21 protein-coding genes are annotated in these 24,710 nt (G+C 72.5%); 6 read left to right on the plus strand and 15 right to left on the minus strand.

Annotated elements, in window-relative coordinates:
- Positions 1–90: 90 nt before the first annotated feature.
- The 3 genes from MTQ10_RS09930 to MTQ10_RS09940 all read right to left on the minus strand — a co-directional run bounded on the left by MTQ10_RS09930 (position 91) and on the right by MTQ10_RS09940 (position 2,949).
- Positions 91–1,266, minus strand: coding sequence for an ArsA family ATPase (locus tag MTQ10_RS09930; protein ID WP_247464813.1), 1,176 nt, complete (start codon positions 1,264–1,266; stop codon positions 91–93).
- Between the two features lie 299 nt (positions 1,267–1,565).
- Positions 1,566–2,009 (minus strand): SRPBCC family protein, encoded by a 444-nt coding sequence (locus MTQ10_RS09935; protein ID WP_247464815.1) that lies wholly within the window; start codon positions 2,007–2,009, stop codon positions 1,566–1,568.
- A gap of 112 nt (positions 2,010–2,121) precedes the next feature.
- Complete coding sequence (locus tag MTQ10_RS09940) at positions 2,122–2,949, minus strand: metallophosphoesterase family protein (RefSeq protein WP_247464817.1); 828 nt, start codon at positions 2,947–2,949, stop codon at positions 2,122–2,124.
- A gap of 317 nt (positions 2,950–3,266) precedes the next feature.
- On the opposite strand from MTQ10_RS09940, the gene MTQ10_RS09945 reads away from it, so the two are divergent.
- Complete coding sequence (locus MTQ10_RS09945; protein ID WP_247464819.1) at positions 3,267–5,063, plus strand: AMP-dependent synthetase/ligase; 1,797 nt, start codon at positions 3,267–3,269, stop codon at positions 5,061–5,063.
- Positions 5,064–5,150: 87 nt separating this feature from the next.
- Here MTQ10_RS09945 and MTQ10_RS09950 read toward each other — a convergent pair whose 3' ends face one another.
- Complete coding sequence (locus tag MTQ10_RS09950) at positions 5,151–6,293, minus strand: glycosyltransferase family 4 protein (protein WP_247464822.1); 1,143 nt, start codon at positions 6,291–6,293, stop codon at positions 5,151–5,153.
- 114 nt (positions 6,294–6,407) lie between these two features.
- On the opposite strand from MTQ10_RS09950, the gene MTQ10_RS09955 reads away from it, so the two are divergent.
- A complete protein-coding gene (locus tag MTQ10_RS09955) occupies positions 6,408–7,646 on the plus strand; it encodes a glycosyltransferase 87 family protein (protein WP_374117589.1) in 1,239 nt (412 codons plus the stop codon).
- Here MTQ10_RS09955 and MTQ10_RS09960 read toward each other — a convergent pair.
- Positions 7,607–8,938, minus strand: coding sequence for an MATE family efflux transporter (locus tag MTQ10_RS09960; RefSeq protein WP_247464827.1), 1,332 nt, complete (start codon positions 8,936–8,938; stop codon positions 7,607–7,609). The genes MTQ10_RS09955 and MTQ10_RS09960 overlap by 40 nt on opposite strands.
- 106 nt (positions 8,939–9,044) lie before the next feature.
- Between MTQ10_RS09960 and MTQ10_RS09965 the strand changes: the two genes are divergently transcribed.
- Complete coding sequence (locus MTQ10_RS09965) at positions 9,045–9,575, plus strand: PadR family transcriptional regulator (RefSeq protein ID WP_247464829.1); 531 nt, start codon at positions 9,045–9,047, stop codon at positions 9,573–9,575.
- Positions 9,576–9,779: 204 nt separating this feature from the next.
- On the opposite strand, the gene MTQ10_RS09970 is transcribed toward MTQ10_RS09965, so the two are convergent.
- The 4 genes from MTQ10_RS09970 to MTQ10_RS09985 are packed head-to-tail and all read right to left on the minus strand — an operon-like array spanning position 9,780 to position 15,225.
- A complete protein-coding gene (locus MTQ10_RS09970) occupies positions 9,780–12,140 on the minus strand; it encodes a glycoside hydrolase family 3 N-terminal domain-containing protein (RefSeq protein ID WP_247464830.1) in 2,361 nt (786 codons plus the stop codon).
- A 7-nt stretch (positions 12,141–12,147) separates the two neighbouring features.
- A complete protein-coding gene (locus MTQ10_RS09975) occupies positions 12,148–12,966 on the minus strand; it encodes a carbohydrate ABC transporter permease (RefSeq protein ID WP_247464833.1) in 819 nt (272 codons plus the stop codon).
- Positions 12,963–13,916 (minus strand): carbohydrate ABC transporter permease, encoded by a 954-nt coding sequence (locus MTQ10_RS09980; protein WP_247464835.1) that lies wholly within the window; start codon positions 13,914–13,916, stop codon positions 12,963–12,965. The genes MTQ10_RS09975 and MTQ10_RS09980 overlap by 4 nt, the downstream gene beginning before the upstream one ends.
- Positions 13,917–13,923: 7 nt before the next feature.
- Positions 13,924–15,225, minus strand: coding sequence for an ABC transporter substrate-binding protein (locus MTQ10_RS09985; RefSeq protein ID WP_247464838.1), 1,302 nt, complete (start codon positions 15,223–15,225; stop codon positions 13,924–13,926).
- Positions 15,226–15,371: 146 nt separating this feature from the next.
- Here MTQ10_RS09985 and MTQ10_RS09990 point away from each other — a divergent pair, with 146 nt between their 5' ends.
- Positions 15,372–16,430: a LacI family DNA-binding transcriptional regulator gene (locus tag MTQ10_RS09990; protein WP_247464843.1), complete on the plus strand. Its 1,059-nt coding sequence runs from the start codon at positions 15,372–15,374 to the stop codon at positions 16,428–16,430.
- Positions 16,431–16,692: 262 nt separating this feature from the next.
- Here the strand turns inward: MTQ10_RS09990 and MTQ10_RS09995 are convergent, their stop codons facing one another.
- The 5 genes from MTQ10_RS09995 to MTQ10_RS10015 form a co-directional block, all read right to left on the minus strand.
- Positions 16,693–17,847, minus strand: a complete 1,155-nt coding sequence (locus MTQ10_RS09995; protein ID WP_247464845.1) for a hypothetical protein — start codon at positions 17,845–17,847, stop codon at positions 16,693–16,695.
- A 103-nt stretch (positions 17,848–17,950) separates the two neighbouring features.
- Complete coding sequence (locus MTQ10_RS10000; protein WP_247464847.1) at positions 17,951–18,976, minus strand: C40 family peptidase; 1,026 nt, start codon at positions 18,974–18,976, stop codon at positions 17,951–17,953.
- Between the two features lie 332 nt (positions 18,977–19,308).
- Positions 19,309–20,343, minus strand: coding sequence for a C40 family peptidase (locus tag MTQ10_RS10005; protein ID WP_247464862.1), 1,035 nt, complete (start codon positions 20,341–20,343; stop codon positions 19,309–19,311).
- Positions 20,344–20,554: 211 nt separating this feature from the next.
- A complete protein-coding gene (locus MTQ10_RS10010) occupies positions 20,555–21,898 on the minus strand; it encodes an NYN domain-containing protein (protein WP_247464850.1) in 1,344 nt (447 codons plus the stop codon).
- A gap of 72 nt (positions 21,899–21,970) precedes the next feature.
- Positions 21,971–22,243: a hypothetical protein gene (locus MTQ10_RS10015; protein WP_247464852.1), complete on the minus strand. Its 273-nt coding sequence runs from the start codon at positions 22,241–22,243 to the stop codon at positions 21,971–21,973.
- A 156-nt stretch (positions 22,244–22,399) separates the two neighbouring features.
- Between MTQ10_RS10015 and MTQ10_RS10020 the strand changes: the two genes are divergently transcribed.
- Both MTQ10_RS10020 and MTQ10_RS10025 read left to right on the plus strand, forming a co-directional pair.
- Positions 22,400–23,143 carry a rhomboid family intramembrane serine protease gene (locus MTQ10_RS10020; protein WP_247464854.1) on the plus strand — a complete coding sequence of 248 codons (744 nt, stop codon included), beginning with the start codon at positions 22,400–22,402 and terminating at the stop codon, positions 23,141–23,143.
- Complete coding sequence (locus MTQ10_RS10025) at positions 23,140–23,421, plus strand: Lrp/AsnC family transcriptional regulator (protein ID WP_247464856.1); 282 nt, start codon at positions 23,140–23,142, stop codon at positions 23,419–23,421. Before MTQ10_RS10020 ends, MTQ10_RS10025 begins: the two co-directional genes overlap by 4 nt.
- Positions 23,422–23,470: 49 nt before the next feature.
- Here the strand turns inward: MTQ10_RS10025 and MTQ10_RS10030 are convergent.
- A partial coding sequence (locus MTQ10_RS10030; protein WP_247464859.1) for an outer membrane protein assembly factor BamB family protein occupies positions 23,471–24,710 on the minus strand: 1,240 nt, incomplete at its 5' end.

Here is a 24,710-nt window from a genome sequence, read left to right on the forward strand (position 1 = left end):
GTGGGCGGGTGCGCGTCGTGAGCGGGGGCGCGCGTCGTGCCCAGGGGGCGCCGAGGCGCAGGGGTGCGCGCCGTCGGCGGAGGCGTGCCGTCAGCGGGTGCGGGGCCACAGGTCGGGGTCCGGTGCGAACCGTACGCGCAGTTCGCCCTCGCGCAGGCCGGCGCCGTCCACGGTGCAGCGGCGCAGGGCGGACGGCAGCGGCACGACACGGCGGCCGGGGCCTGCGGCGATGACGAGTTCGTCGCCGCGCCGCACCAGGTCGAGGTCCTCGCGTACGGCGCCCGGCAAGGGGATGTGCCAGACGAGGACGCCGTCCTCGGCGATCCGGTCGACGACCGGCCAGTCGGCGGGCGGGGTGTCCGCGGCGGGGGCGGGCACGGCGAGCGCGGTGAGGTCGTCGGCGCCGCTCGGGTCGTGGCCGAGGTGGGGCGCGGTGAGGAGGTCGCCGTACTCCTCCCGCCAGGCGTCCAGTGCCTTGCGCTGCTGGGCCACGGGGCCGGCCAGCCAGGAGCCGGGGGTGTCCTCCTCGGGCAGGACGCGGTTGGCGACGACCGACTCCACGGGCAGGGCCCGCAGGGCGAGGCCGAGACGGGCGGTGCGCAGGGCGTCCGTGCCCGCCGGGCCGGGCTCGGCGACCAGGCGTACGGCGGTGTTGCGGTCGCCGAGGACCGCCTCGACGGCGGCCAGTTCGACGTCCCAGCGGGCGGCGGTCTCGTACAGCCAGTCGGCCGGCATCGGCACGCCGGCCAGCCGGCCGAGGACCGGGCGCAGGGCGCGGGCCGCCTGCCGCTCGGGCGGGAGCAGGCGGCGCAGGTAGCGGCGCAGCTCCTCGGGGAGGGCGAGCAGGGCGAGGGCCTGCGGGGTGGGGGGCAGGTCGACGACGAGGAGGTCGTGGGCGTCGGAGAGCGCGGCGTCGCGGAGGGCGCGGAGGACGGCGAGTTCCTCGGCGCCGGGGAGGGGCGTGACCTCCTCGGGGTCGAGGCGGGAGGCGCCGAGCAGGTCGAGGACGCCCGCGGCGCGGTCCTGGAAGGCGGTGAGGTCCTCGCGGAACGCGGCGGGGGCGTCGGGGCGCCAGGCGGTGAGGTGCGGGGTGACGCGGGTGGGCGTCGGGCCGGTGGGGGTGCCGAGGACGGCGCCGGGGGTGTCGGTGCGGTCCGTGCTGAGGAGGAGGGTGCGGGTGCCCTCGCGGGCGGCGGTGAGTGCGGTGGCGGCGGCGATCGTGGTACGGCCGCTGCCGCCGGGGCCCGTGATCATGAGGGTGCGCATGGGGGTGAACGGTACCGAAGCCTGCGGGGCGCGGGTGGGCGTGCGGGGAGCCCGGCGCGGACCTGGCCGTGCTCGGCGCCCGGTGCTGAAGCTGGGCGGGGGTGGGTCGCGCCGCCCGCCGCTACCGGGGTGCGTCCCCAGAAGGGGACCCCCAGCGCCCGCCCTCCCCCGAGCTCTCGACTTCGCTCCAGCAGGGAACCCGGCGCCTCAGCGGCACGACTGCCCGCAGTTGCGTGGGCACGCGTCCCTGCCCCGAGGCCGCCCGCAGCCGGGTCGGCTCGCTGCCGGCAGGTCCTGGGTCAGGCCTCGCCCGATTCGACCCTCTTCTTGAGGCCCGCCAGCGCGCGGTCGATGATGACCTTCTCCGCCTTGCGCTTGATCATGCCGAGCATGGGGATCTTGACGTCGACGGTCAGCTGGTAGGTGACCTCTGTCGCGCCGTCGCCCGTGGGCTTCAGCAGGTAGGAGCCGTCCAGGGAGCGCAGCATCTGGGACTTGACCAGGGTCCAGGAGACCTCGTCGGGCCCGTTCCAGGTGTAGGCCAGCGTCTGGTCGTCCTTGATCGCGCCCGCGTCCATGACGAGGCGGACCTGTTCGGCGCGGCCCTGCTCGTCGGTCTTGAGGATCTCGGCCTCCTTCACCTCGCCGGTCCAGTCCGGGTAGCGGGCGAAGTCGGCGATGACCGCCATGACGTCGGCCGGTGCCGCCTCGATCGTGATGCTCGAGCTGGTGTGTTCCGCCATCGCCGTGGCTCCTCCAGATGCGGGCCGGTAGATAAGGGTCAGCAGGTGTGCAGGCCGTGCGGGAAGTGCACGTATGCAGCGTGAAGGCTACCGCGCGGTCGCCTCGGCGACGTCACCCCCATTCCAGCACCCAGGGCGTCCCGGTACTGGCGAAGTGACCCACGTTGACGCATTCGGTCGCCCCGATCCGCATGCGCCGTACCAGCGGCTGATGGACGTGGCCGAACAGGGCGTACCGGGGCCGGGTGCGGCGGATGGCGTCCAGGAGGGCGCGGCTGCCGCGTTCGAAGCGGCGGGCCACGGTGTCGTACACCAGTTCCGGCACCTCGGGCGGGATGTGGGTGCACAGCACGTCGACCTCGCCGACCGCCTCGATCTTGGCGGCGTACTCCTCGTCGCTGATCTCGTACGGGGTGCGCATCGGGGTGCGCAGGCCGCCGCCGACGAAGCCGAAGACGCGACCGCCGATCTCGACGCGCTCGCCGTCGAGGACGGTGGTGCCCGGTCCGGCGTACTCCGGCCACAAGGGCGGCATGTCGACATTGCCGTAGGTGGCGTACGTAGGCGTGGGGAACGCGGCGAACAGTTCGGCGTACTGCTTGCGCACCGCCTGCTCGACGACCGCCGCGCGGTCGCCCTCGATGCCGGCCCACAGCCGTCGGCCCAGCTCGCGTGCCTCGTCGAAGCGGCGGGCGGTGCGCAGCTCGACGAGCCGGTCCGCGTTCCGTGTGCCGAACAGGTCGGGGAAGATGCCGCGCGAGTGGTCGGCGTAGTCGAGGAAGAGGACGAGGTCGCCGAGGCAGATCAGAGCGTCGGCGCCGTCCCCGGCACGGGCCAGGTCGCGGGCGTTGCCGTGGACGTCGCTGACGACATGGACACGGTGGGTCCGCCGGGCGCGGCGTGCGGGGCCGGTGCGGTTTCCGTCCGGTGTGGAGGGCATGGCGATCAAGGGTAGGAGGCGCGGGGCCCTTGTGAACAGTGCTGGCCCGACCTGCGGTTACTGGCTGGGCCGGAAGGGGGTGGACTACTGTGCGGAGAGTAAGAGCAATCCGTGTGACGCAGCGAACATCTCCCCGGGACCCCCTGTCGGAGAAGGCATACCGGCGGGTAACGTCCGGGCAGTCCAGTCGTGCTCAGGATTTCAACCAGTGGGTTTCCCATCCTCCTGGCGTCATCCCGAGCACCTGCCCGAGCCTTGGACCGCACCGTCGCATCACACAACGTCGTGGCGCCGGCGCCCTATGAGGAGCAGCAGTCTTGCGCGAGTTCAGCCTTCCGGCTTTGTACGAGGTCCCTGCGGACGGAAATCTGACCGACATCGTCCGCAGAAACGCCGCGCAGCACCCCGATGTCGCCGTCATCGCCCGCAAGGTCGGTGGCGTGTGGCAGGACGTCACGGCCACGGAGTTCCTGGCGGAGGTGCACGCCGCCGCCAAGGGGCTCATCGCCTCCGGTGTGCAGCCGGGTGACCGGGTGGGCCTGATGTCCCGCACCCGCTACGAGTGGACGCTGCTCGACTTCGCGATCTGGAGCGCGGGCGCGATCACCGTGCCGGTGTACGAGACCAGCTCGCCGGAGCAGGTGGAGTGGATCCTGTCCGACTCGGGCGCCACCGCCTGTGTCACGGAGCTGGACAATCACACGGCGGCCGTGGAGTCGGTGCGGGAGAAGCTGCCCGCGCTGAAGAACGTGTGGCAGATCGAGGCCGGTGCCGTGGACGAGCTGGGCCGGCTCGGCAAGGACGTCTCGGACGCGACGGTCGAGGAGCGCAGCTCGATCGCGAAGGCCGACGACCCGGCGACCATCGTCTACACCTCCGGTACGACGGGCCGCCCCAAGGGCTGTGTGCTCACGCACCGCAGCTTCTTCGCGGAGTGCGGCAACGTGGTGGAGCGGCTGCGTCCGCTGTTCCGCACCGGTGAGTGCTCCGTGCTGCTGTTCCTGCCGCTGGCGCATGTCTTCGGGCGGCTGGTGCAGATCGCGCCGATGCTGGCGCCGATCAAGCTGGGCTGCGTCCCGGACATCAAGAACCTCACCGAAGAACTGGCCGCGTTCCGGCCGACGCTGATCCTCGGTGTGCCGCGGGTGTTCGAGAAGGTGTACAACTCGGCGCGGGCCAAGGCGCAGGCCGACGGCAAGGGCGGCATCTTCGACAAGGCGGCGGACACGGCGATCGCCTACAGCAAGGCGCTGGACACGCCGTCGGGCCCGTCGCTGGGTCTGAAGATCAAGCACAAGGTGTTCGACAAGCTGGTCTACAGCAAGCTGCGCGCGGTCCTCGGCGGGCGCGGCGAGTACGCCATCTCCGGCGGCGCCCCGCTGGGCGAGCGCCTGGGCCACTTCTTCCGCGGCATCGGCTTCACGGTCCTCGAGGGCTACGGCCTGACCGAGTCCTGCGCGGCGACGGCGTTCAACCCGTGGGACCGGGTGAAGATCGGCACGGTGGGCCAGCCGCTGCCCGGTTCGGTGATCCGTATCGCCGACGACGGCGAGGTGCTGCTGCACGGCGAGCACCTGTTCAAGGAGTACTGGAACAACCCGGGCGCGACCTCGGAGGCGCTGGAGGACGGCTGGTTCCACACCGGCGACATCGGCACCCTGGACGCGGACGGCTATCTGCGGATCACCGGCCGCAAGAAGGAGATCATCGTCACCGCGGGCGGCAAGAACGTGGCCCCGGCGGTGATCGAGGACCGTATCCGGGCGCACGCGCTGGTCGCGGAGTGCATGGTGGTCGGCGACGGGCGGCCGTTCGTGGGCGCGCTGGTCACGATCGACGAGGAGTTCCTGGGCCGGTGGGCCGCGGAGCACGGCAAGCCGGCCGGTTCGACGGCGGCGTCGCTGCGGGAGGACCCGGATCTGCTGGCCGCGATCCAGGCGGCCGTCGACGACGGCAACGCCGCGGTGTCGAAGGCGGAGTCGGTGCGCAAGTTCCGTGTCCTGCCGGCGCAGTTCACGGAGGAGTCGGGTCATCTGACGCCGTCGCTGAAGCTGAAGCGGAACGTGGTGGCGCGGGACTACGCCGACGAGATCGAGGCGATCTACACGAAGTAGCACGATGGAGCACGATGCAGGGCGTGTGCCCGAAGAAGAGGGGGGAGGGGCCGACGAGCGCGGCCCCTCCCCCCTTTCTTCCGCTGTCTACAGCAGTGCCTTGAGCCTCTCCGCCAGCAGGTCCCAGCGCCACTTCTCCTCCACCCACTGCCGGCCCCGCTCCCCCATGCGGCGGCGCAGCTCGGGGTCGCCGAGGAGCGCGACGATGCGTTCGGCGGCCTCCTCGGGCGAGCCGCCGCGGACCACCCAGCCGGTCTCGCCGTCGAGAACGGCGTCGGGCGCGCCGCCGGAGTCACCGGCGACGACGGGCAGGCCGGTCGCGGAGGCCTCCAGATAGACGATGCCGAGTCCCTCGACGTCCAGGCCGCCGCGGCGGGTGCGGCACGGCATGGCGAACACGTCCCCCGCGCCGTAGTGGGCGGGCAGCTCGGACCAGGGGACGGCGCCGGTGAAGCGGACGGAGTCGGCGACACCGGTCTCGCGGGCGAGGCGGCGCAGGTCCTGCTCGTAGGGGCCGCCGCCGACGATCAGCAGGACGGTGTCGGGCTCGGCGGCGAGGATGCGGGGCATCGCCCGGACGAGGGTGTCCTGGCCCTTGCGGCGCACCAGCCGGGAGACGCACACCACCACGGGCCGGTCGGTGAGGCCGAGGCGGGCGCGGATCTCGTCGCCGCCGGAGCCGGGGTGGAAGGTCTTCTCGTCGACGCCGGGCGGCAGCTGCACCATGCGGGCGGCGGCCTGCGGGGCGAGCGCGGCGGCGATACGGGAGCGGGTGTACTCGCCGAGGTAGGTGATCGTGTCCGTGGTCTCCCCGATACGGCGCAGGAGTTGCCGGGCGGCGGGCAGCTGGGCCCAGCCGGCCTCGTGGCCGTGGGTGGTGGCGACGATCCGCTCCGCGCCGGCCCTGCGCAGGGCGGGGGCCATCAGGCCGAGGGGGGCGGCGGCGCCGAACCAGACGGCGGAGCAGCCGTGTTCGCGCAGCAGGCCGACCGCGCGCCGGGTGGCCTGCGGGGTCGGCAGCAGCATCGTCGTACGGTCGCGTACGACGGTGAAGGGCTGCTCGGCGTCGAAGGCGGCGGTGGCCTCGATGCCCTCGCGGGTGCGCTTCCAGGTGGAGGCGTAGACGACGAGGCTCGCCGGGTCCAGGCGCAGGGCCATGTTGTGCAGGAAGGCCTGGATGCCGCCCGGGCGGGGCGGGAAGTCGTTGGTGACGATCAGGGTCTTGTGCATCGCCGCCGACCCTACCGAACGGCCCCGGCGGTGGTTGTGGCACGCGCGCAGGGCGGCAGGACATCATGTGTCACTCGACCGCACATCACGGGGAAGCGAACGGCAGGGGATCTGGTGGAGACGACGGTGGCGAGGCGGCCCCTGCTGTGGCCGGCCACGGCGGTGTGGGCGGCTGGGCGGGTCGTGCTGCTGCTGTTCGTGTTCAAGGTGGTCGTGTTCCCCGGCCCGGACGTCACCAGCGATGTGTCGGTGATCTATCACGGCTGGTACGACGTGCTGCGCGGCGGAACGTTCCCGCTGGAGGACGTCACCTGGCAGTACCCGCCGGCCGCCGCGCTGGCGGTGCTCTCCCCCGGCCTGCTGCCGTTCCTGGGGTATGCCGAGGCGTTCTTCGTGCTGGCGTTCCTCTCCGATCTGGCCGCGTTCGCGCTGCTGCTGCACGCGGGGCGCCGGCCCGGCCGGACGCTCGCGGGGGCGTGGCTGTGGGTGGCGGGCGTGCCGCTGCTCGGGCCGACGGTGTACGCCCGGTACGACGTGATGGTGACCGCGGTCGCGGTGGCGGCGCTGCTCGCCGGTGCCCGGCGGCCCCGGGTGATGGGGGCGCTGGTGGGGCTCGGGGCGATGCTGAAGGTGTGGCCGGCGCTGCTGCTGATCGGGGTGCGGCGGCGGGCGGTGTGGGCGGCGGCCGTGGTGTCGGCGGCGGTGCTCGCGGGGGTGTTCGCGCTGGCGATGCCGGGTTCGTTCGCGTTCCTGACGTTCCAGCGGGACCGGGGCACGGAGGTGGAGTCGCTGGGCTCGCTGGTCTTCCATGTGGCCCGGCAGTACGGCTGGGACGGGGACGTGCTGCTGAACTACGGCTCGGTGGAGTTCCTCGGCCCGTATGTCTCCGTGGTCTCCACGGTGGCGCTGTTCCTGACCGGGGCGGCCTTCGCGTGGCTGCTGCTGTGGCGGCTGGTGGCGGTGCGGTTTCGGCCCTGCACGGTCGTGGACGCGGCGTTCGCGGCGGTGCTGCTGTTCACGGTGACGAGCCGGGTGATCAGCCCGCAGTACATGGTGTGGCTGGTGGGTCTCGGCGCGGTGTGCCTGTGCTTCCGGGCGACGCGGATGCGGTGGCCGGCGCTGCTGGTGCTGCTGGCGTGCCCGGTGACACTGCTGGAGTTCCCGCTGTGGTTCGCGCATGTCGTCGCCAGTGACACGCTCGGTGTGTCGCTGCTGTTCGCGCGCAACGGGCTGCTGGTGGCCGCAGCGGTGACGGCGGCCGTGCTGCTGTGGCGGTCGACGGTGCCGTCCCTCCGCAAGGAACGGCCGCCCGCTCAGGCCGAGCCGGCCGAGGAGACACCGGTCTCCTCCTGAACGGGCCGCGCCGGCCGCGGGCGCCCGGGACGCGTCAGCGCGGCGGTCACCGCCGCGCACTGGGCGGCCGTCGCGAGCGCCAGGGCGAGGCAGATCCCCGGCAGGCCGAGCCCCGACAGGGCGTGGGCGAGCGGCAGTTGCAGGGCGGTGCCGGCGACGGTGACCCGCAGCAGCAGCGGCGCGCCCCCGCTGCCCTCGAAGACGCCGCCGAGCGCGATGAAGCAGGCCAGCAGCATCAGGTAGGGGCCGGCGCAGCGGAGGAAGAGGACGCCTTCGCGGGCCACGTCCGGTCCGGCGCCGAACGCGGCCATGATCCACGCCGCGGTCAGGGCGAGCAGCGCGGCGGCGCTGAGGCCGACGGTGCCGGAGACGAGGACGGCCTGGCGGGCGATGGCCCGGCGGGCGTCGGTGCCGGTGCCGCGGGTGTGCGCGGTGTGGATGGAGGCGGCCTGGCGGACGGCGTAGAAGGCCATGGTCGCGACGTACATCACCTTGTACGCGATGGCGTACGCGGCGACGGCGGTCACTCCGATCCGTGCCACGATCGCGACCAGCACGAGGGCGCCGCCCTGCCGCACGGTGAAGTCGGCCGCCATGGGCAGGCCGGTGCGCAGCACGGCCGCGGCGGAGCGGGCGGGGCGTGGTCCGGCCTCGGTGCGCAGCTGGGCGTTGCGGCGCAGCGCCACCAGCCCGGCGGCGAGGGCGACGGTCCGGCACAGGACGGTGGAGGCGGCGGCGCCCGGGACGCCGTACAGATGGATGAGCAGCGGGTCGCCGAGGAGTATCAGTCCGTTGGCGAGGAGGGCGAGCCGCATCGGGGTGCGGGTGTCGCCGGTGCCCTTGAGGAGTCCGTCCACGAGCTGCTGGACGAAGAAGACGGCCGTGCCGGGCAGGGAGATCGCGAAGTAGGCGACGGCGAGCGGCAGGGCACCGCCGTCCTCGCCGCCGAGGACGAGACGGGCGAGCGGCTCCCGCAGCAGGAAGCCGCCGGCGGCGACCACCGGGGTGATCAGCGCGCACAGGGTCCAGCCGCCGCGTACGGCGGCGCGGACGGCGGCCGGGTCACGGGCGCCGCGGGCGTGGGCGACGAGCACGGTGGTGCCGGAGGCGAACAGCAGGGCCACGCCGAGCAGGACGTTCTCGGTGTTGGTCGCGACGGCGACGGCGGCCACGGCGTCGCCGCCGAGCCGGGAGACCCAGACGGTGTTGATGATCCCGGTGGTGACGGAGGCCAGCAGGGAGAAGTAGACGGGGTGGGCCAGGGAGATGATCCGGGCGCGGTGCGCGTTCATGGTGGTGGTCCCCTCGGACACGGAGTGCGGGAAGTCATACCTCGATTCGAGGTAGCCCGATTAGAGGTAGCATGACGGCGGGGCACCCGCAAGGAGGAATCAAGGAGTGCTGGAGCTGTCGATCCTCGGCTTCCTGGCCGAACAGCCGCTGCACGGCTACGAGTTGAAGGAGCGCATCCGGGCGCTGAGCGGCCATGTCCGCCCCGTCAGCGACGGGGCGCTGTATCCGGCGATCAAGCGGCTGGTCGCGGCGGGCCTGCTGACCGAGCGTGTCGAGGAGGGCGCGAGCGCGGCGCCGCGCCGGGTGCTGTCCCTGACGGGTGAGGGCCGGGCGGAGCTGGAGCGGCGGCTGCGCTCGCCGAAGCCCGTCGAGATCAGCGACCAGGTGCGGTTCAACACGGTCCTGGCCTTCCTGCGGCACCTGCCGGACCGGCGGGAGCAGGCGGCCGTGCTGCGGCGCCGGCTGGACTTCCTGGAGGAACCGTCCAGCTTCTTCTACGAGGGTGACCGTCCCGTCGCCGCCGAGGACGCCGGGGACCTGTTCCGGCAGGGCATGCTGCGGGTGGCCCGGGCGACGGGGCGGGCGGAGCGGGAGTGGCTGCGGGAGGCTGTCGCCGTACTGGAGGGGGACGGCTGACCGGCCGGGGCGGCACCCGGCGACCGCCCACGCGCGGGCCTCGCCGGGCGGGAGTGCCGCCGGCGCGGGCGATCCGCCGGGCGGGGAGAGCTCCCGGCACGGACGATCCGCCGGCGGGGAGAGCCCCCCGGACACGGGAGAGCCCCGGCTCCTCCCCTTGAGCCGGGGCTCCCGTTCCTGTGGACGGACGTGCCGCGAGGGCCGTCAGCGGAACTCGGCGTGCAGCCGCCGCGTGTGGTCCACGTGCCGCGCGGGCCCGGTCAGACGGACGCTCGCCGTCAGACGCGGGGCGTCGCTCGCGGCGGACAGGCGCAGCTCCAGCTCGCCCGGCTCGACCACGCGCCGTCCGTCGCGGCCGGTGAAGGAGGCGACATCGGCCGGGACGGTCACCGTGAGCCGGCGTGCCTCGCCCGGGGCGAGCGGCACCCTGCGGTAGCCGATGAGCCGCTGCACGGGCTGGACGACGGAGGCGACCGGGTCGTGCAGATAGAGCTGGACGACCTCGGCGCCGTGCCGGTCGCCGGTGTTGCGGACGGTGAAGGAGAGGGTGAACTCCCCGTCGGTGGCGGCCTCCTCGGCGGCGACGACGAGATCGCTCCAGTCGAACGTCGTGTACGACAGACCGTGCCCGAAGGCGAACGCCGGGGTCGGGTCGATCGCGGAGACGTCGCTGCGGCCGGCGAGCCGGGCGGCGAGATAGGTGGCGGGCTGGCCCCCGGACCCGGCGGGCACGCTGACCGGCAGCCGGCCGGAGGGGTTGACGGCGCCGCTGAGCACGCGGGCGACGGCGGCGGTGCCCTCGGCGCCGGGGAAGAAGGACGCCACGATCGCGTCGGCCTCGGCGGTGGCGCGGCCCAGCGCGTAGGGCCGGCCGGCGAGCAGCGTCACCACGAGCGGCGTTCCCGTGTCCAGCAGCCGGTCGAGCAGCGCCTGCTGCACGCCGGGCAGCGCCAGCGACTCGGCGTCGCAGCCCTCGCCGCTGGTGCCGCGGCCGAACAGGCCGGCCCGGTCGCCGAGCGCCACGACGACGACGTCGGCGTCGCGGGCGACACGGACGGCCTCGTCGAAGCCGGAGGTGTCGTCGGTGTCGACGTCCGCGCCGCGCACGGTGACGATCTCGACGCCGGGGAACTCCCGCACCAGGGCCTCGCGCAGCGTGGGCAGTGCGATGCCGACGGGCACCTCGGGGTGGTGGACGCCGACGTGCAGCGGGAAGGAGTAGCAGCCCAGCACCGCGGTGGGTTCGTCGGCCTGAGGACCGATCAGGGCGATGCGGCGGGGCGCGCTCAGCGGGAGTGCGCCGTTGTTGCGGAGCAGGATCACCGACTCGTCGGCGGCGCGGGCGGCCAGCTCGCGGTTGCCGGGCGAGTCCAGGTCGACGGTGCCGCGCAGGGCGTCGGTGTCGGCTCCGTCGTCGGTGTCGGCGTCCTTCAAAGCGGGCGGCACCGGGTCGAAGTCGGCGTCGAGCAGGCCGAGTTCGGCCTTCTGCGCGAGCACGCGGCGCAGGGCGCGGTCGACCAGCTCCTCGGGCACGGTGCCGTCGGTGACCGCTTGGACGAGGTCCGCGCCGAACGTCTTCACGCTGGGCAGTTCGACATCGACGCCGGCGCGCAGGGCGAGGGCGGCGGCCTCGGTGAAGTCGCCGGCGACGCCGTGCAGGATCTTCAGGAAGGCGATGCCGAAATAGTCGGCGACGACGGTGCCGGTGAAGCCCCAGGTGTCGCGGAGCAGCCCGGTCAGCAGTTCCTCGTCGGCGGCGGAGGGGATGCCGTCGGTGTCGGTGTAGGCGTGCATGACGGAGCGGGCGCCGCCTTCGCGCAGGGCCATCTCGAACGGCGGCAGCAGCACGTCGGCGCGTTCACGCGAACCCATCGACACGGGCGCGAGGTTGCGTCCGGCGCGGGAGGCGGAGTAGCCGGCGAAGTGCTTGAGGGTGGCGACGATCCCGGCCGACTCCAGGCCCTGCACATAGGCGGTGCCGATGGTGCCGACGAGGTAGGGGTCCTCGCCGATGGTCTCCTCCACGCGTCCCCAGCGGGCGTCGCGGACGACGTCCAGGACGGGGGCGAGGCCCTGGTGGATGCCGACGCGGCGCATGTCCTCGCCGATGGCGGCGGCCATACGGCGGATCAGCTCCGGGTCGAAGGTGGCGCCCCAGGAGAGCGGGACGGGGTAGGCGGTGGCGCCCCAGGCGGCGAACCCGGCCAGGCATTCCTCGTGGGCGAGGGCCGGGATGCCGAACCGGTTGGCGGACATGATGCGGCGCTGGGTGCGCAGCAGGGACAGCGCGCCGAGGGCCGGGTCGACGGGGGCGGTGCCGAAGGGCCGGGTGAGCTGTCCGAGCCCGGCCGGCAGCAGGGCGTCGAGGTCGACCGCCTCCTCCATGTCGTGCTGGTGCGGGGCGACCTCACCGCCCTCGGCGGAGGCGCCCACCCAGACGCCGAAGAGCTGGGCGATCTTCTCCTCGACGGTCATCGCCTCGATCAGAGCCGTGACACGGGTGTCGATGTCCTGGGCGGGATCGTTCCAGACAGGGGTGACGGGGGTGGTTGTCTCAACGGCCACGTGGCGGTCACTTTCCTCCGACGCCCATCAGACCCTGGACCAGGGCGCGACGGGCGAACAGGTAGACGAGCAGGACGGGCACCATCGACAGCACCACCGCGGCCAGCAGGCCGGGGATGTTGATGCCGTGCTCGGTTTGGAAGTTGTACAGGCCCAGCGTGATGACCTTGGTGGAGTCGGACTGGGTGAGGACGAGGGGGAAGAGGAAGCCGTTCCAGGCCTGGAGGGCGGAGAACACCACGATGGTGGAGATCCCGCCGCGCGACAGCGGCAGCACGAGCTGGAAGAACATCCGGCGCGGCGTCGCCCCGTCCATGGCCATCGCCTCGAACAGCTCCGGGGAGATGTCCCGCATGGCGCCGCTGAGGACGAGCGCGGAGACGGGCAGGCAGAACGCGGCCGTGGGCAGGATGACGCCGATCAGGTTGTCGTACAGGCCGGCTTCGCTGATCAGGTAGAACATCGGCACGATCACCGCCTGGGCGGGGATGGCGAGGCCGAGCAGGAACAGCCGGAAGACCAGCGAGGTCACCCGGGAGCGGCTGCGGACGATCGCGTAGGCGAGCGGCGGCACCAGCAGCAGGACGATGCCGACGACGGCGACCGTGACGATGACCGTGTTGAGGTAGTACTGCCCGAAGCCCTCGTCGAAGGCGCCGGTGAAGTTCTCCAGGGTGAAGTTCTCCGGCCAGGACAGCGGCCCGCCCTTGGAGTAGTCGGAGCGGGTCTGCACGGTCGCGGCGAGCAGGACGTACAGGGGCAGGCCGACGATGAACAGCCAGGCGAGCGAGGCCGCGCCGGCCAGGTAGTTGGGGCGTCGCCTCATGACATGCCCTCCATGGTGCCGCGCATCTTGTCGTAGCCGGACAGGCGTACGACGATCAGCGAGATGATCGTGGCGGCGACGACCAGCACGAGCGCGATGGCCGCGCCGGCGCCGAAGTCGAAGCTCTTGAAGGCCTTCTGGTACATGTAGTAGGCGCTGATGGTGGTGTCGGTGCCGGGACCGCCCTGGGTCAGGATGAGCACCGTCTCGAAGGTGGTGAGACCGCCGACCACCATGAGGATCATCGAGGTGATGATCGAGTTGCGCAGCTGCGGCAGTGTGATGTGGAAGAACTGCCGGAAGCGGCCCGCCCCGTCGATCTCCGCGGCCTGGTAGAGGACTTCGGGGATCGCGCGTGCGGCGCCCTGGTAGATCAGGGTGTGCAGCGGGGTGAACTGCCAGGTGCTGACGAAGGCGAGGACCCCGATCGCGGTGGACTGCGCACCGAACAGGTTGCCGTCGCCGAACAGCCAGGTCGCCTGGGCGGGGACACCGAAGTTCGGGTCGAGCAGGGCCCGCCACAGCACGGACACGGCGGTGGACGACAGCAGCAGCGGGACGAAGTAGATCGCCGAGAGCACGGCGCGGTTGCGCTGCTTGCCGGCGGCCCACACGCCGAGCAGGATGCTCAGCGGGGTCTGTAGGGCGACGCCGAGGAACGTGAGCAGCAGCGTCAGCCAGATGCTCTGGATCATCACCGGGTCGTCGAAGACCCGCTTCCAGTTGTCCAGGCCGACGAACTCGGGTTCGGCGAGGCCGTTCCAGTTCATGAACGACAGGACGGCGACCATCACCAGCGGGGCGATGGCGAACAGGGCGAAGAACAGCGTGGCGGGGACCGCCCAGGCGAAGCCCGGGCGGCCCACGTCGGCGGCCGTCCCCCGCACCGGCCGGCTGGTCTTGCCGGTCACGGTGCGGGGCGCGGACGCGCGTGTCATCTGCGTGGTCATGAGGTGCTCATTCGGTGGGCAGGGCCTGCATGGCCTTGATGAACCCGTCGGCGTCCAGCCGTCCGTTGAAGAACTGCTGCACGGCCTGGTGCATCGCCGTGGACGCCGACTGCGGGTAGGCCTGGTCCCAGGAGAGCTGGAAGCTGGGCGCCTTCTTGACCAGGTCGTACTGGTAGCGCGAGTACGCGGGGTTCGCGCTGGTGTCGAGGTACTGCTCGGTGTTGGTGGTGGTGGGCAGGTTGCCGATGGCGAGCTGCTGCTTGACGAAGTCGTCGGAGTACATCAGCTTCAGGAACTCGGCGGCGGCCTCGGGGTGCTTGGTCTTCTTCAGCACCGAGTAGAAGTTGTTGGTGTTGCCGACCAGGTTGGCCGGGTCGCCCTTGCCGCCGGGCACGGTCGGGAAGGCGGTGTAGCCGAGGTTCTTCTCGGCGAACGGCTTGTCGAAGTCCTGGATGGTGGAGTACTCCCAGGAGCCCATCAGCTCGAAGGCGGCCTTGCCGCGGGCGAGGAGGGTCGGGGAGCCCTGGTCGGTGAACTTCACCGAGTCGTAGTTGGTGCCGAAGGCGCCGGCGTCGACCAGCTCCCTCAGCATGCTCAGCGCCTTCTTGCTGTCCTCGCCGGCCCAGGCGTTCTTGTCGCCGGAGAGGGCCTTGTTGAACAGCTCGGGTCCGGCGATGCGGTCGTAGAGGTACTCGAACCACATCAGGGTGGGCCACTGGTCGCCGCCGCCGAGCGCGATCGGTGTGATGCCCTTCGCCTTGAGGGTCTTCACCGCGGCGAGCAGCTCGTCCCAGGTCTTCGGCGGCTGCACGCCGGCGTCGGCGAGGACCTTCTTGTTGTGGAAGAGCATCACCGGCTGCGTGCCGCGCATCGGGACGCCGTACGCCTTGCCGTCGACGACCGCGGAGTCGAAGACGGACGGCAGGAAGGCGTCCTTCAGCTTGGCGTCCTTGGCGATGAAGTCGTCCAGGGGGAGCAGCAGGTCCGCCTTGACGAACGGCACGATGCTGCCGCCGCCCCAGTTGAAGAAGATGTCCGGGGCCTGGGGCGTGTTGATGATCGTCTGGAGCTTCTGCTGGTAGTCGGCACCGGGGATGGTGTCCAGGACCACCTTGACCTCGGAGGTCTTGTTGAACTTGTCGACGATCGCCTTCTCGACCTTGTTCGTGGCGTCGCCGTAGACGAGGACGTGGATCTTGTCGCCCCCGCCCGCCGACGACCCGTTGCCCCCGCACGCCGTCAGCGACAGCGCCGCCGCCAGAGCGACGCCGCACGCAAGTACCCGGGAGAACCGCACGCGTGTCCGCACTGCGCCCCACCCCTTTCGCTCGAAAGTTTCGATTACAAGCGCGAAATTTGTTGTTGCCGGGACATTAAACGAGCCCCCCTTTTCGGTCAACGGGGTCGTACGGACGCGATCGAACCGTTACCAGGACGGTGACGTATGCTGCGGCCATGGGAGCGAGAGAAGAGGACGAAACCGCCGGTCGGATCACGTTGGCGGAGATCGCGGCACAGGCGGGGCTCTCCCTCTCGACAGTTTCGAAGGTCCTCAACGGACGATCGGATGTCTCCGCCGCAACACGCAGCCGCGTCGAGCAGCTACTGGCCGAACACGGCTACCGCCGGCGCAGCGCCGCCGCCTCGCACGCCCCGCTGATCGAGCTGGTCTTCCACGAGCTGGAGAGCGTCTGGGCGATGGAGCTGATCCGCGGCGTGGAGAACGTCGCCCAGCGCCACCGGCTCAGCGTCGTCGTCACCGAGAGCGGCACCCGGCACGCTCCGGGCCGCGAATGGCTCGACGGCGTGCTCCAGCGCCGCCCGCGCGGAGTCGTACTGGTCTTCTCCGCGCTGCCGGACCATGTGAAGAAGCAGCTGCGCTCCCGCGCGATCCCCTTCGTCATCGTCGACCCGGCCGGCGACCCTCAGCCCGACGTCCCGTCGGTGGGCTCCGCCAACTGGTCCGGGGGCGTGGCCGCCACCCGCCATCTCCTCGACCACGGGCACGAGAGGATCGCCATCATCACCGGCCCCGCCGACCTGATGTGCTCGCTGGCCCGGCTGGACGGCTACCGCTCCGCGATGGCCATGGCCGGCCTGCGGCCCGACCCACGCCACATCCGGCACGGCGACTTCCACGTCCAGGGCGGCTTCAGCCACGCCATGGAACTGCTCGACGGCCCCGACCGGCCGACCGCGATCTTCGCGGGCAGCGACCTCCAGGCGCTGGGCGTCCTGGAGGCCGCCCGCCGCAAGGGGCTGAGCGTGCCCGAGGACCTGTCGGTGGTCGGGTACGACGACGTCCCCGCGGCCCAGTGGTCCTCGCCGCCGCTCACCACCGTGCACCAGCCGCTGCGGCAGATGGCCGAGGAGGCGGCCCGCATGCTGCTGGCGCCGCAGGACCCGGCGCGGCCCACCCGGCGCATGGAGCTGGCCACCAAGCTCGTGGTCCGGCAGAGCACGGCACCCCGGGACCCGGCCACCGCACCGAACGGCACCGAAAGCATGCACTGACGTCCGGAGCGGCACGCGTCACACAACGCTCCCCGAACGAGCCGCCCCCACCGCGCCGACCTGCGATGACAAAGTCTGTGAGGTCTGCTCGCCCTTCCACAGGGGCCCGAATCTCGCGGAGCACCCCTGAAGCGAAGCCACCGGGAAGACACACGGCGAGGTCCCCGCACGTCCTCCGCGCCTCACGGACCACGGGGCCGTACGGCGCTCTCCGCGCCGGCCCCCCGCACGGGCACGGGGCGGGAGCCGAGCCGACGGGCTCTCACCCCAGCTGCAACCGCAGATACTCCCGCCAGTCCGCGGTGAACTCCTCCGGCGTCGTCCCGAGCACGTCGCGCAGCGCCTCCTCCACCGCACCGTCCCGCTGCCGGTGCGCCCCGACCGCCCGGTAGAACTCGCCGAGCCGTGCCTCGCCCCACCGCTCGGCGATCATCCGGCAGGCCAGCCAGCCGCCCTCGTACGCCCGCGCCAGCCGGTCGGCGTCGCCGGTGAACGAGAAGTCGCCGTCGTCCGGCAGCTCCTCGGGCATCTCCCCCTCCGCGACGGCCCGCTGGAGCTCCGGCGCCGCCTGGTCGGAGCTGCGCCCGCTGCCCCGGTAGCCGACCCAGTCGGCGTACCCCTCCGACAGCCACAGCGGGGTGGACGCGTCCGTGGCGCGGCGGGTGGCGACATGCGCGGTCTCATGGGTGAGGACGACCTGCCGGCCCAGCGAGCCGAGCATGCCGTACGCCTCAGGGTTGACGATGATCCGGTCGGCGGGCGCCTTCGCCGGGGCGCCGGTCTCGCCGGTCGTCACAGCGGCGATGCCCCGGTAGGAGGAGGCGGGCGAGTTCAGCAGCGCGGCCATGTCCTCCAGCGACCGAGGCACGTACACGACGACGCGTCCGCTCCAGCCGCTGCCCCACGCGTCCGTCACCGCCGGCACGGCACGGTCCGCGAGCCGGGCGTACGGGCTCAGCGCCGCCGCGCTCAGCCCCGTGCCGAGGACCAGGCTGTGGGTGCCGCGCACCACGGTCACCGCGCCCTGGTCCCACAGCTGCTGCCCGGCGCCCCGCGCGGGCCGGTCGGCGGCCACCGCCCACCCGCCGCCGGCGGTGCGCTCCAGCCGCAGCGTGCGGGAGGCGGTCACCGGTGCGGTGTCGTAGTCCCGGATGCGGTAGCGCAGCTCGGCGTCGGCGGTCGCGCCGTCGGCGGAGGTGCGCACGGCGGTGACCCGGTAGCCCCAGTCCGCGAGAGGAACCTGCCGCAGCTCGGCGTACCCGGCGAGGGTGCCGGTCGCGCCGTACCCCTGCTCGTCGTGGCCGAGGACGGCCTCGGCCCGCCGGTCCAGCAGCCGCTGTACCTCGGACCGCGCGGTGTCGGCGGCGGGCCGCCCGCCGCATCCCACGAGCGGAACCAGCAGCAGACACAGCCCCACTGCCGTGGATCCCCACGCCCTCCGACGACCAGCCACTCTCCCGATCGTACGGTGCGGAGCCGGGGGCACGGACACGGTGCGGGACGGACGCGGGGCCGGCGGGTCAGACCCGCGTCACCGACGCGACCGGCATCATGCCGACCGGGTCGTAACGCACCGGGGCCCCCGGGTAGGGGGCGTGGATGACCTGCCCGTTCCCCACGTACATGCCGACATGGCTGGCGTCGGAGCGGTAGACGACGAGGTCGCCGGGCCGCGCCTGGGACAGCGGCACCTGCCGGCCCGCGTACCGCTGCGCCTGCGAGGTGCGCGGCAGGGCGACCCCGGCCTGGGCGTACGACCACTGCATCAGACCGGAGCAGTCGAAGCCGGAGGGGCCGTTGGCGCCCCACACATAGGGCTTGCCGAGGGCGGAGCGGGCGGCGGCGAGCGCGGCGGCGGCGCGGCCCGAGGCGGGCACGGCCCCGCCGGTGAACACGGGCAGGTCGGCGCGGCCGGAGCGGGAGGCCCGGTCCCAGGCGGCGCGTTCGGCGGGCGCGAGGGCGTTGAGGAGCTGCCGGGCCCGGGCCAGTTTGCGTTCGACGGTCTTCTTGTGGCGGGCGACCGCCTCGCGGCTCTTCTCCAGCTCCGTCAGGGCGCGGGCGGCCTCGGCGCGTTCCTGCGCCAGTTCCCGCATCTCCGAGCGCAGCTCCCGCAGTTCTCCGGCCTGGTGGGCGCTGATCCGGTCGAGGGTGGCGGCCTTGTCGAGGTAGTCGGCCGGGTCGTCGGAGAACAGCAGCGCCAGGGACGGGTCGAGTCCGCCGGAGCGGTACTGGGCGCCGGCCAGCGAACCGAGCGTCTCCCGCAGGGCGTTGACGCGGTCCTGTCGGCGGGCGATGCGGTCCTGCGCGGTGGAGACCTTCCGGCGCAGCGCGTCCGCCTTGTCGTCGGCGGCGTTGTAGGCCTCCGTGGCCTTCTCGGCCTCCTCGTAGAGGCGGTCCACCTCGGCCCGGGTGTCGTCGTGCGGCGCCGCCGTGGCGGTGCCCGCCGGTACGGCGCCCAGAGCGGCGGTCGCGGCCGACAGCAGACCGAGGGCGGCGACGGCGCCCTTGTCGAACCCGGTTGGTGCAAGGCGGCGATGGGTGCCCACGGAAAGCCGCACTCCTTCCACTGGGGGACGGGGAGTCCCCCGGTGCCGGGGCGGACGGGGGCACGCCCCGGCGGCGGGGGGAAACGCGGCAGACAGTAGCCCCGCGACGGGCACCCGGCCAAAGACCTCCACGGCCACACACGGTGACGCCCCGCCAGTGACGCAGGTCACCGGCGGGGCGCGGGGTCAGAACACGTCCACAGGATTCGCCCGTTCGGGCGGCACGGCGTGTTGATCTTGCGGAGATCCGGTGCCGGGGTCCGTACGGAGCCGGGTCCGGCCCGGTCCGGACCGGACGCCGGGATTCCGGGCGGTGGCGGAGCCGGCCCGGGTCAGATCCGCACGCCGAACTGGAACGGCATGTTGTTGATGGACTCGTAGCGCACGACCGTGCCGGTGCGCGGGGCGTGCAGGATCTGGCCGTTGCCCGCGTAGAAGCCGACGTGGTGCTGGTCGCCGTAGAAGATGACCAGGTCGCCGACGCGCAGGTCGGACTGACTGTAGATCCGCGTGCCCGCGCTTGCCTGTGCCTGGGAGGTGCGGGGGATGGCGACGCCGGCCTGTGCGTAGGCCCAGCTGGTGAGGCCCGAGCAGTCGAACGAGGACGGGCCGGTGGCGCCGTAGACGTACGGGGAGCCGAGCTTGCTCTGGGCGGCCTGGAAGGCGGCCATGGCGCGGCTGGAGCCGGCCGGGGCGTCGCCGAGGTCGACGCGGGTGCCGGTGGAGCGGTTGGCGCGGGCGTTCTCGGCGTCGAGGGCGGCCTTCTCGGCGGCCGTCAGGGAGTTGAGCAGCTTCTGCGCCTCGGCGAGCTTCGCCTGGACTTCCTGCTTCTTCTTGCCGAGTTCGGTGCGGGTGGCGGCGAGGTCCTTGAGCTTCTCGGACGCCTCGGAGCGCTCCTGCGCGAGTTCGCGCTGCTTCTCCTGGATCTTCTTCAGCGACTCGACCTGCTGGGCGCTGAGCTGGTCGGCGGTGGACGCCTTGTCCAGGTAGTCGTCGGGGTCCGACGACAGGAACAGCTGGAGGGAGGAGTCGATGGTGCCGGTGCGGTACTGGGCCGCTGCCGCGAGGCCTATGGAGTCACGGAGCTTGTTCAGCTCCTCCTGGCCGCGGGCGACGTTGTCCTGGATGGTGGAGATCTCCTTCTGGAGCTTCTCCTGCTTCTCCTTGGCGCCGTTGTACTTCTCGGTGGCCTGCTCGGCCTGCTCGTACAGCTTGTCGACCTTGGCCTTCACCTCGTCCTTGGTCGGCTTCTCGCTGGGGGCTGCGTTGGCGGCCTGGGCACTGAAGGCGACGGCGGCGGCTGCTGCGGTGGTGAGCACGGTCACACGTGCCCGGCTCGGCTGCTTGGGTCGACGGTGGGACGCCACGGAGGCGAACTCCTTCTTGTGAGTGATCACCCGTTCGGAGGTTCGAGCCCAGACCCTAGTGACCCAGTTGTGATCAGTTCAAATCCTGATCCCAAAAATTTCGGCGACAGCCCGCATTCTTTGCCATCAACACACGTGCAGTGATGCCGGATTGACACTACGTTGCGTGACGGTTCCGTCAATTCGGACATCGAGTGCGCGAGTCGGGCCTTCAGGACAGTCGCTTCAGGAGCACCGCAGAAGCCACCGGTCGGGCACCGGCCCGCGCGACCCCGTCGGCCACCTCACGGTCGGTGGAGGCGACGATGACGGGCCGGCCGGGCGGCTCGGCGCGCACCAGCTGGCGGATCAGCTCGTCGGCGGTCACCCCCGGCTTGGAGAACAGCACCCGCACCCCGCGCGGCGGCGCGAGCAGCACCGGCGCGGCCAGTTCGGCGCCGTCGAAGACACAGGTGACCTCGGCGCCGGTCTGCGCCGCCAGCGCCGACAGCTGCCCCAGCAGCCGCAGCCGCTGCTTCTCCAGCGGCATCTGCGGATAGCCGGTCTTGGTGACGTTGTAGCCGTCGACCACGAGATGCGCCTGCGGCAGTGCCAGCAACTGGTCGAGGATCGCCGGGTCGTTCTCGGACAGGGCGCGCGCGGCGATGTCCTTCGGGGTCATCCGGCCCGGCTCGACCGCGTCCACGGTCTCCGCGGGCCGCACCGACACCGGCGGCAGCGCCAGTTCCCGCCGCAGACCCTGCGTGGCGTCCAGCAGGGTGTCCAGAAGCAGACGGACGCGCATGTCCTCGACACTGCGCCCCTCGCGCGCCGCTCTGCGCGTGGCCTCCAGCGCGGCCTCCGCCTCACCCAGCCGGGCCTTGAGCCGCCGCGTCTCGCTCTCCGCCGCCGACACCTGCGCATGCGCCTCAGCGCGCTGCGCCTCCAGCTCGGCCTGCGCCTTGCGCAGCGCCGCCTCGCCGCGTCTGACGTCGCTGAGGGCGGCGCGCAGCTTCCGGTGAAGCGACTCCGCTTCCTTCTTGGCCGCCTCGGCCTCCCCGCGCAGCCGGTCCGTCTCGGCGCGGGCCTGCTCACGGGCCTGCTCCAGCTGGGCACGCAGCCGCTCCAGCTCGGCGCGGTTCTCCTCGTCGGCGCGCTCGGCGTCGGCGCGCTGCGCCTCCTCGCCGGCGGCGGTGACCAGCTTCACCCAGCCGGCGGGCCGCAGAACATAGGCCGCGGCCGCCACGTCGAGCGGGTCCGCGGCCGGAGGCGGGGAGCCGGAGTCGAGGGCGCCGGCCAGTTCCGGCTGGGCCTCTCTGAACCGCTCCCCGATGCGCTGCCGGAACAGCGGATCGGTCTCCAGCGCCGCGGCCATCGCGTTCCCGGCGAACTTGGCCCGACGGTTGGGTGCGAAACGGGCGTACTGCCGCAACTGGGCGGGCAGTTCGCCGACGGTCAGCGCGCCGAAGCCGTCCGCGACGATCTGGACGACCCTGCGGCGCACTCCGTCGGGCAGCGGACGGTCGAGCACCTCAGCGGCGCCGTCGCCCGGCCCCCCGCCGGCGGTCTCCACCATCCGTCACCTCATCACCTGTCGTGCCGATCCCGCGAGGGGATCACCTGTACGCGTACGCCCGGCGCGGCCCGCTCAGGACGCGCCGCCCTCGGCGTCCCCGCCCTCGGAGGACTCCGCGCCCGGACGGTCCACCAGCTCGACCTTGTCCACGGCGTTGCACCAGCGGCAGCGCACGGACTCGATGGTCTCACTGAGGACCTCGCGCTCCTCCACCTTCGGCTCTCCGGCGAGGTCGAGGTGGACGTACTCCACGACCTTCGAGGAGCGGGTCACGTCGAAGCGGGTGAGGTTGCCGCAGAGAGTGCAGCGCCATCGCGTCGTGGCGGTCGGCAGGGGAACCGTCATCGTGGCTGTTCGCTTTCTTCCAGTGTCGGTGACGCACCGGACTCCCCGGTGCGTGTGGCTCGTAACCCTACGGCCTGGGGGCGACTCGCCGCTGGTCCGCCCACGGCGGCGAGGCGGTCTGTGCAGGTGCGTCCCGTTACGTCATGCTCTGTGTTCATGATCGGCGAGACGAGCGGGCCCGTGGGCGCCCTGAGCAGAGCGGTCCGGCGGCCCACGGCGCCGGTGACGTACGGGCTGATCGCCCTGTGCTGTCTGATCTTCCTGACCGGCCCGGCCTCGGGCCTGAACCCGGTGTACGGCTCCGGCGACGAGCTGCTCGCCGCGCAGCGCGTCTACTTCCGGCACTGGGGCGTGGTCCCGGCGGAACTCTTCCACGGCTCCGCGCGGGCGGCGCTGACCCCGGCGACGGCGCTGTTCGTGCACGGCAGCTGGGTGCATCTGCTGGGCAACATGCTGTTCCTCTTCGTCTTCGGCGCGATGACGGAGGAGCGCATGGGCCGGGTGCGGTTCACGCTGTTCTACATCGGCTGCGGCTGTCTCGCCCTGCTGGGTTACGCAGCCGCCAACGCCTCCTCCGAGCAGTCCCTGGTGGGTGCGTCCGGGGCGATCTCGGCGGTCCTCGGTGCGTTTCTGTATCTGTTTCCCCGCGCCCGCGTGACCAGTCTTCTGCCGTTCCTGTTCTTCCTGCCGGTACGGCTGCCGGCCTGGGTCGTGCTGCCGTTCTGGGCGGCGCTTCAGTGGCTGGCGGCGGGCCGGGCGGGCTCGGGGCCCGGGGTGGCGTATCTGGCCCATCTGATGGGGTTCGGCGCGGGCCTGGCGTACGCGTGGGCGCGGTTCCGCCCTGCGACTAGAGTGAAAGCCGCCCCTGCTCCGGCCCCCGAGGGAGAGAAACAGCCGTGATCACCGCGATCGTCCTCATCAAGACCAGCGTGGACCGGATCCCCGAGATCGCCGAGCAGATCGCGGCGCTGGACAGCGTCAGCGAGGTCTTCTCCGTCACCGGCACCTACGACCTGATCGCGATGGTCCGGGTCCGCCGGCACGAGGACCTCGCCGAGGTGATCCCCGGCCGGATCAGCAAGATCCCGGGCGTGGAGGCGACGGACACGCATGTGGCGTTCCGTACGTACTCCCAGCACGACCTGGAGGCCGCGTTCGCCATCGGGCTGGACAACTGACCCCCGGGCCGCCCGTCCGTCACGCCCGCGGGCGAGGGCCGGCGGCGGCTCAGGCGGGGAGGTCGACGGCCGCGATGCCGGTGCCCGAGGAGACGTAGATCCTGCGCCCGTGGACCAGGGGGCCATGGGCGGCGTCCTCCTCCGCGGCACTGCCGACCGTGGCCGTCCACCGTGCCTTGCCGTCCGTGCCGACGGCGTGCAGCTGGTCCTTGACCCGCGCGTAGACGATCCCGCCGGACACACCGACCCCCGGGTCGGCCGCCGCTTCCGGGAGGTAGTACGTCCACGCGATCGAACCGTCCGCGGCCCGCAGGCCCTGGAGGGTGCCGGCGGAGACGGCGATCACGAGGTCGTCGTCTCCGGGGAGCAGCAGGCCGTTCTCCTCGCCCGTCTTCTCCCACAGCAGCTTTCCGTCCCGGCGGCGGAACGCGTGACGGTTGGTCTCGCCACCGGAGTGCGCGACGAGGATGTCGCCGGCCAGTACCGGCGCGGCGACGTCGAGGCCGCCCGGCACGGACCACCTCCGGGTGCCGTCGGAGGCGTTCAGCGCGAGCAGGCGGTCGCCGTAGCTGCCGGTGTAGACCACGCCGTCCGCGACGAGCGGGGTGTCGGTCGGCCCCGCGGGTGTGGTGGCCGTCCAGACGGTGCTTCCGTCGGCGGTGATACGGCGCAGACCGCCCGCGTCGCTGTCGCCGAGCGCGACGAGGATGTCGCCGTCCAGCAGCGTCGGCCGGTCGTAGCCGTTGACGCCGAGCGTCCGCTCCCACCGGCGCGCGCCGTCGGGGCGCAGCGCGTACAGCTTGCGCGAGCCGTTCTCCTCGTCCTGCCACGCGATGCAGAACACTCCGGCGGAGGTGGCCACGGGTGTGGAGGCCTGGCCGCTCAGCTTCACCGACCAGCGCTTGACCCCGTCGGCGGACACGGCGTGCAGGGTGCCGTCGACGCTCGCCGCGTAGACCGTCGAACCGTCGGGGGACACGGCGGCGCAGGGGCCGTCGATGCCGCCCAGGCCGCCGACGTCGTACTGCCAGAGCAGCACCGGCTTGCCGGTGGCGCCCCCGGTCCCGGAGGCCCGCGGGGTCCGGCCCGGCTCGGCCGCATCGCCCGTCTCGTCCGTCTCGTCCGGTCCGACGGCTCCGGAGTCGGTCCTGTTCCGCCCCCACAGCCACCAGCCGCCGGCGCCGGCGGCGGCGGTCACCGCACCGCCGGCCAGCATCCCGAGCACCCGCCGCCGCGCCGGGCCCTCGGCGGAGGGCGGGCCGGGAGTGTCGGCGGGGGTGTCGGCGGGG

This window comes from Streptomyces sp. XM83C (assembly GCF_023072675.1).
Lineage (GTDB): Bacteria > Actinomycetota > Actinomycetes > Streptomycetales > Streptomycetaceae > Streptomyces > Streptomyces thermocoprophilus.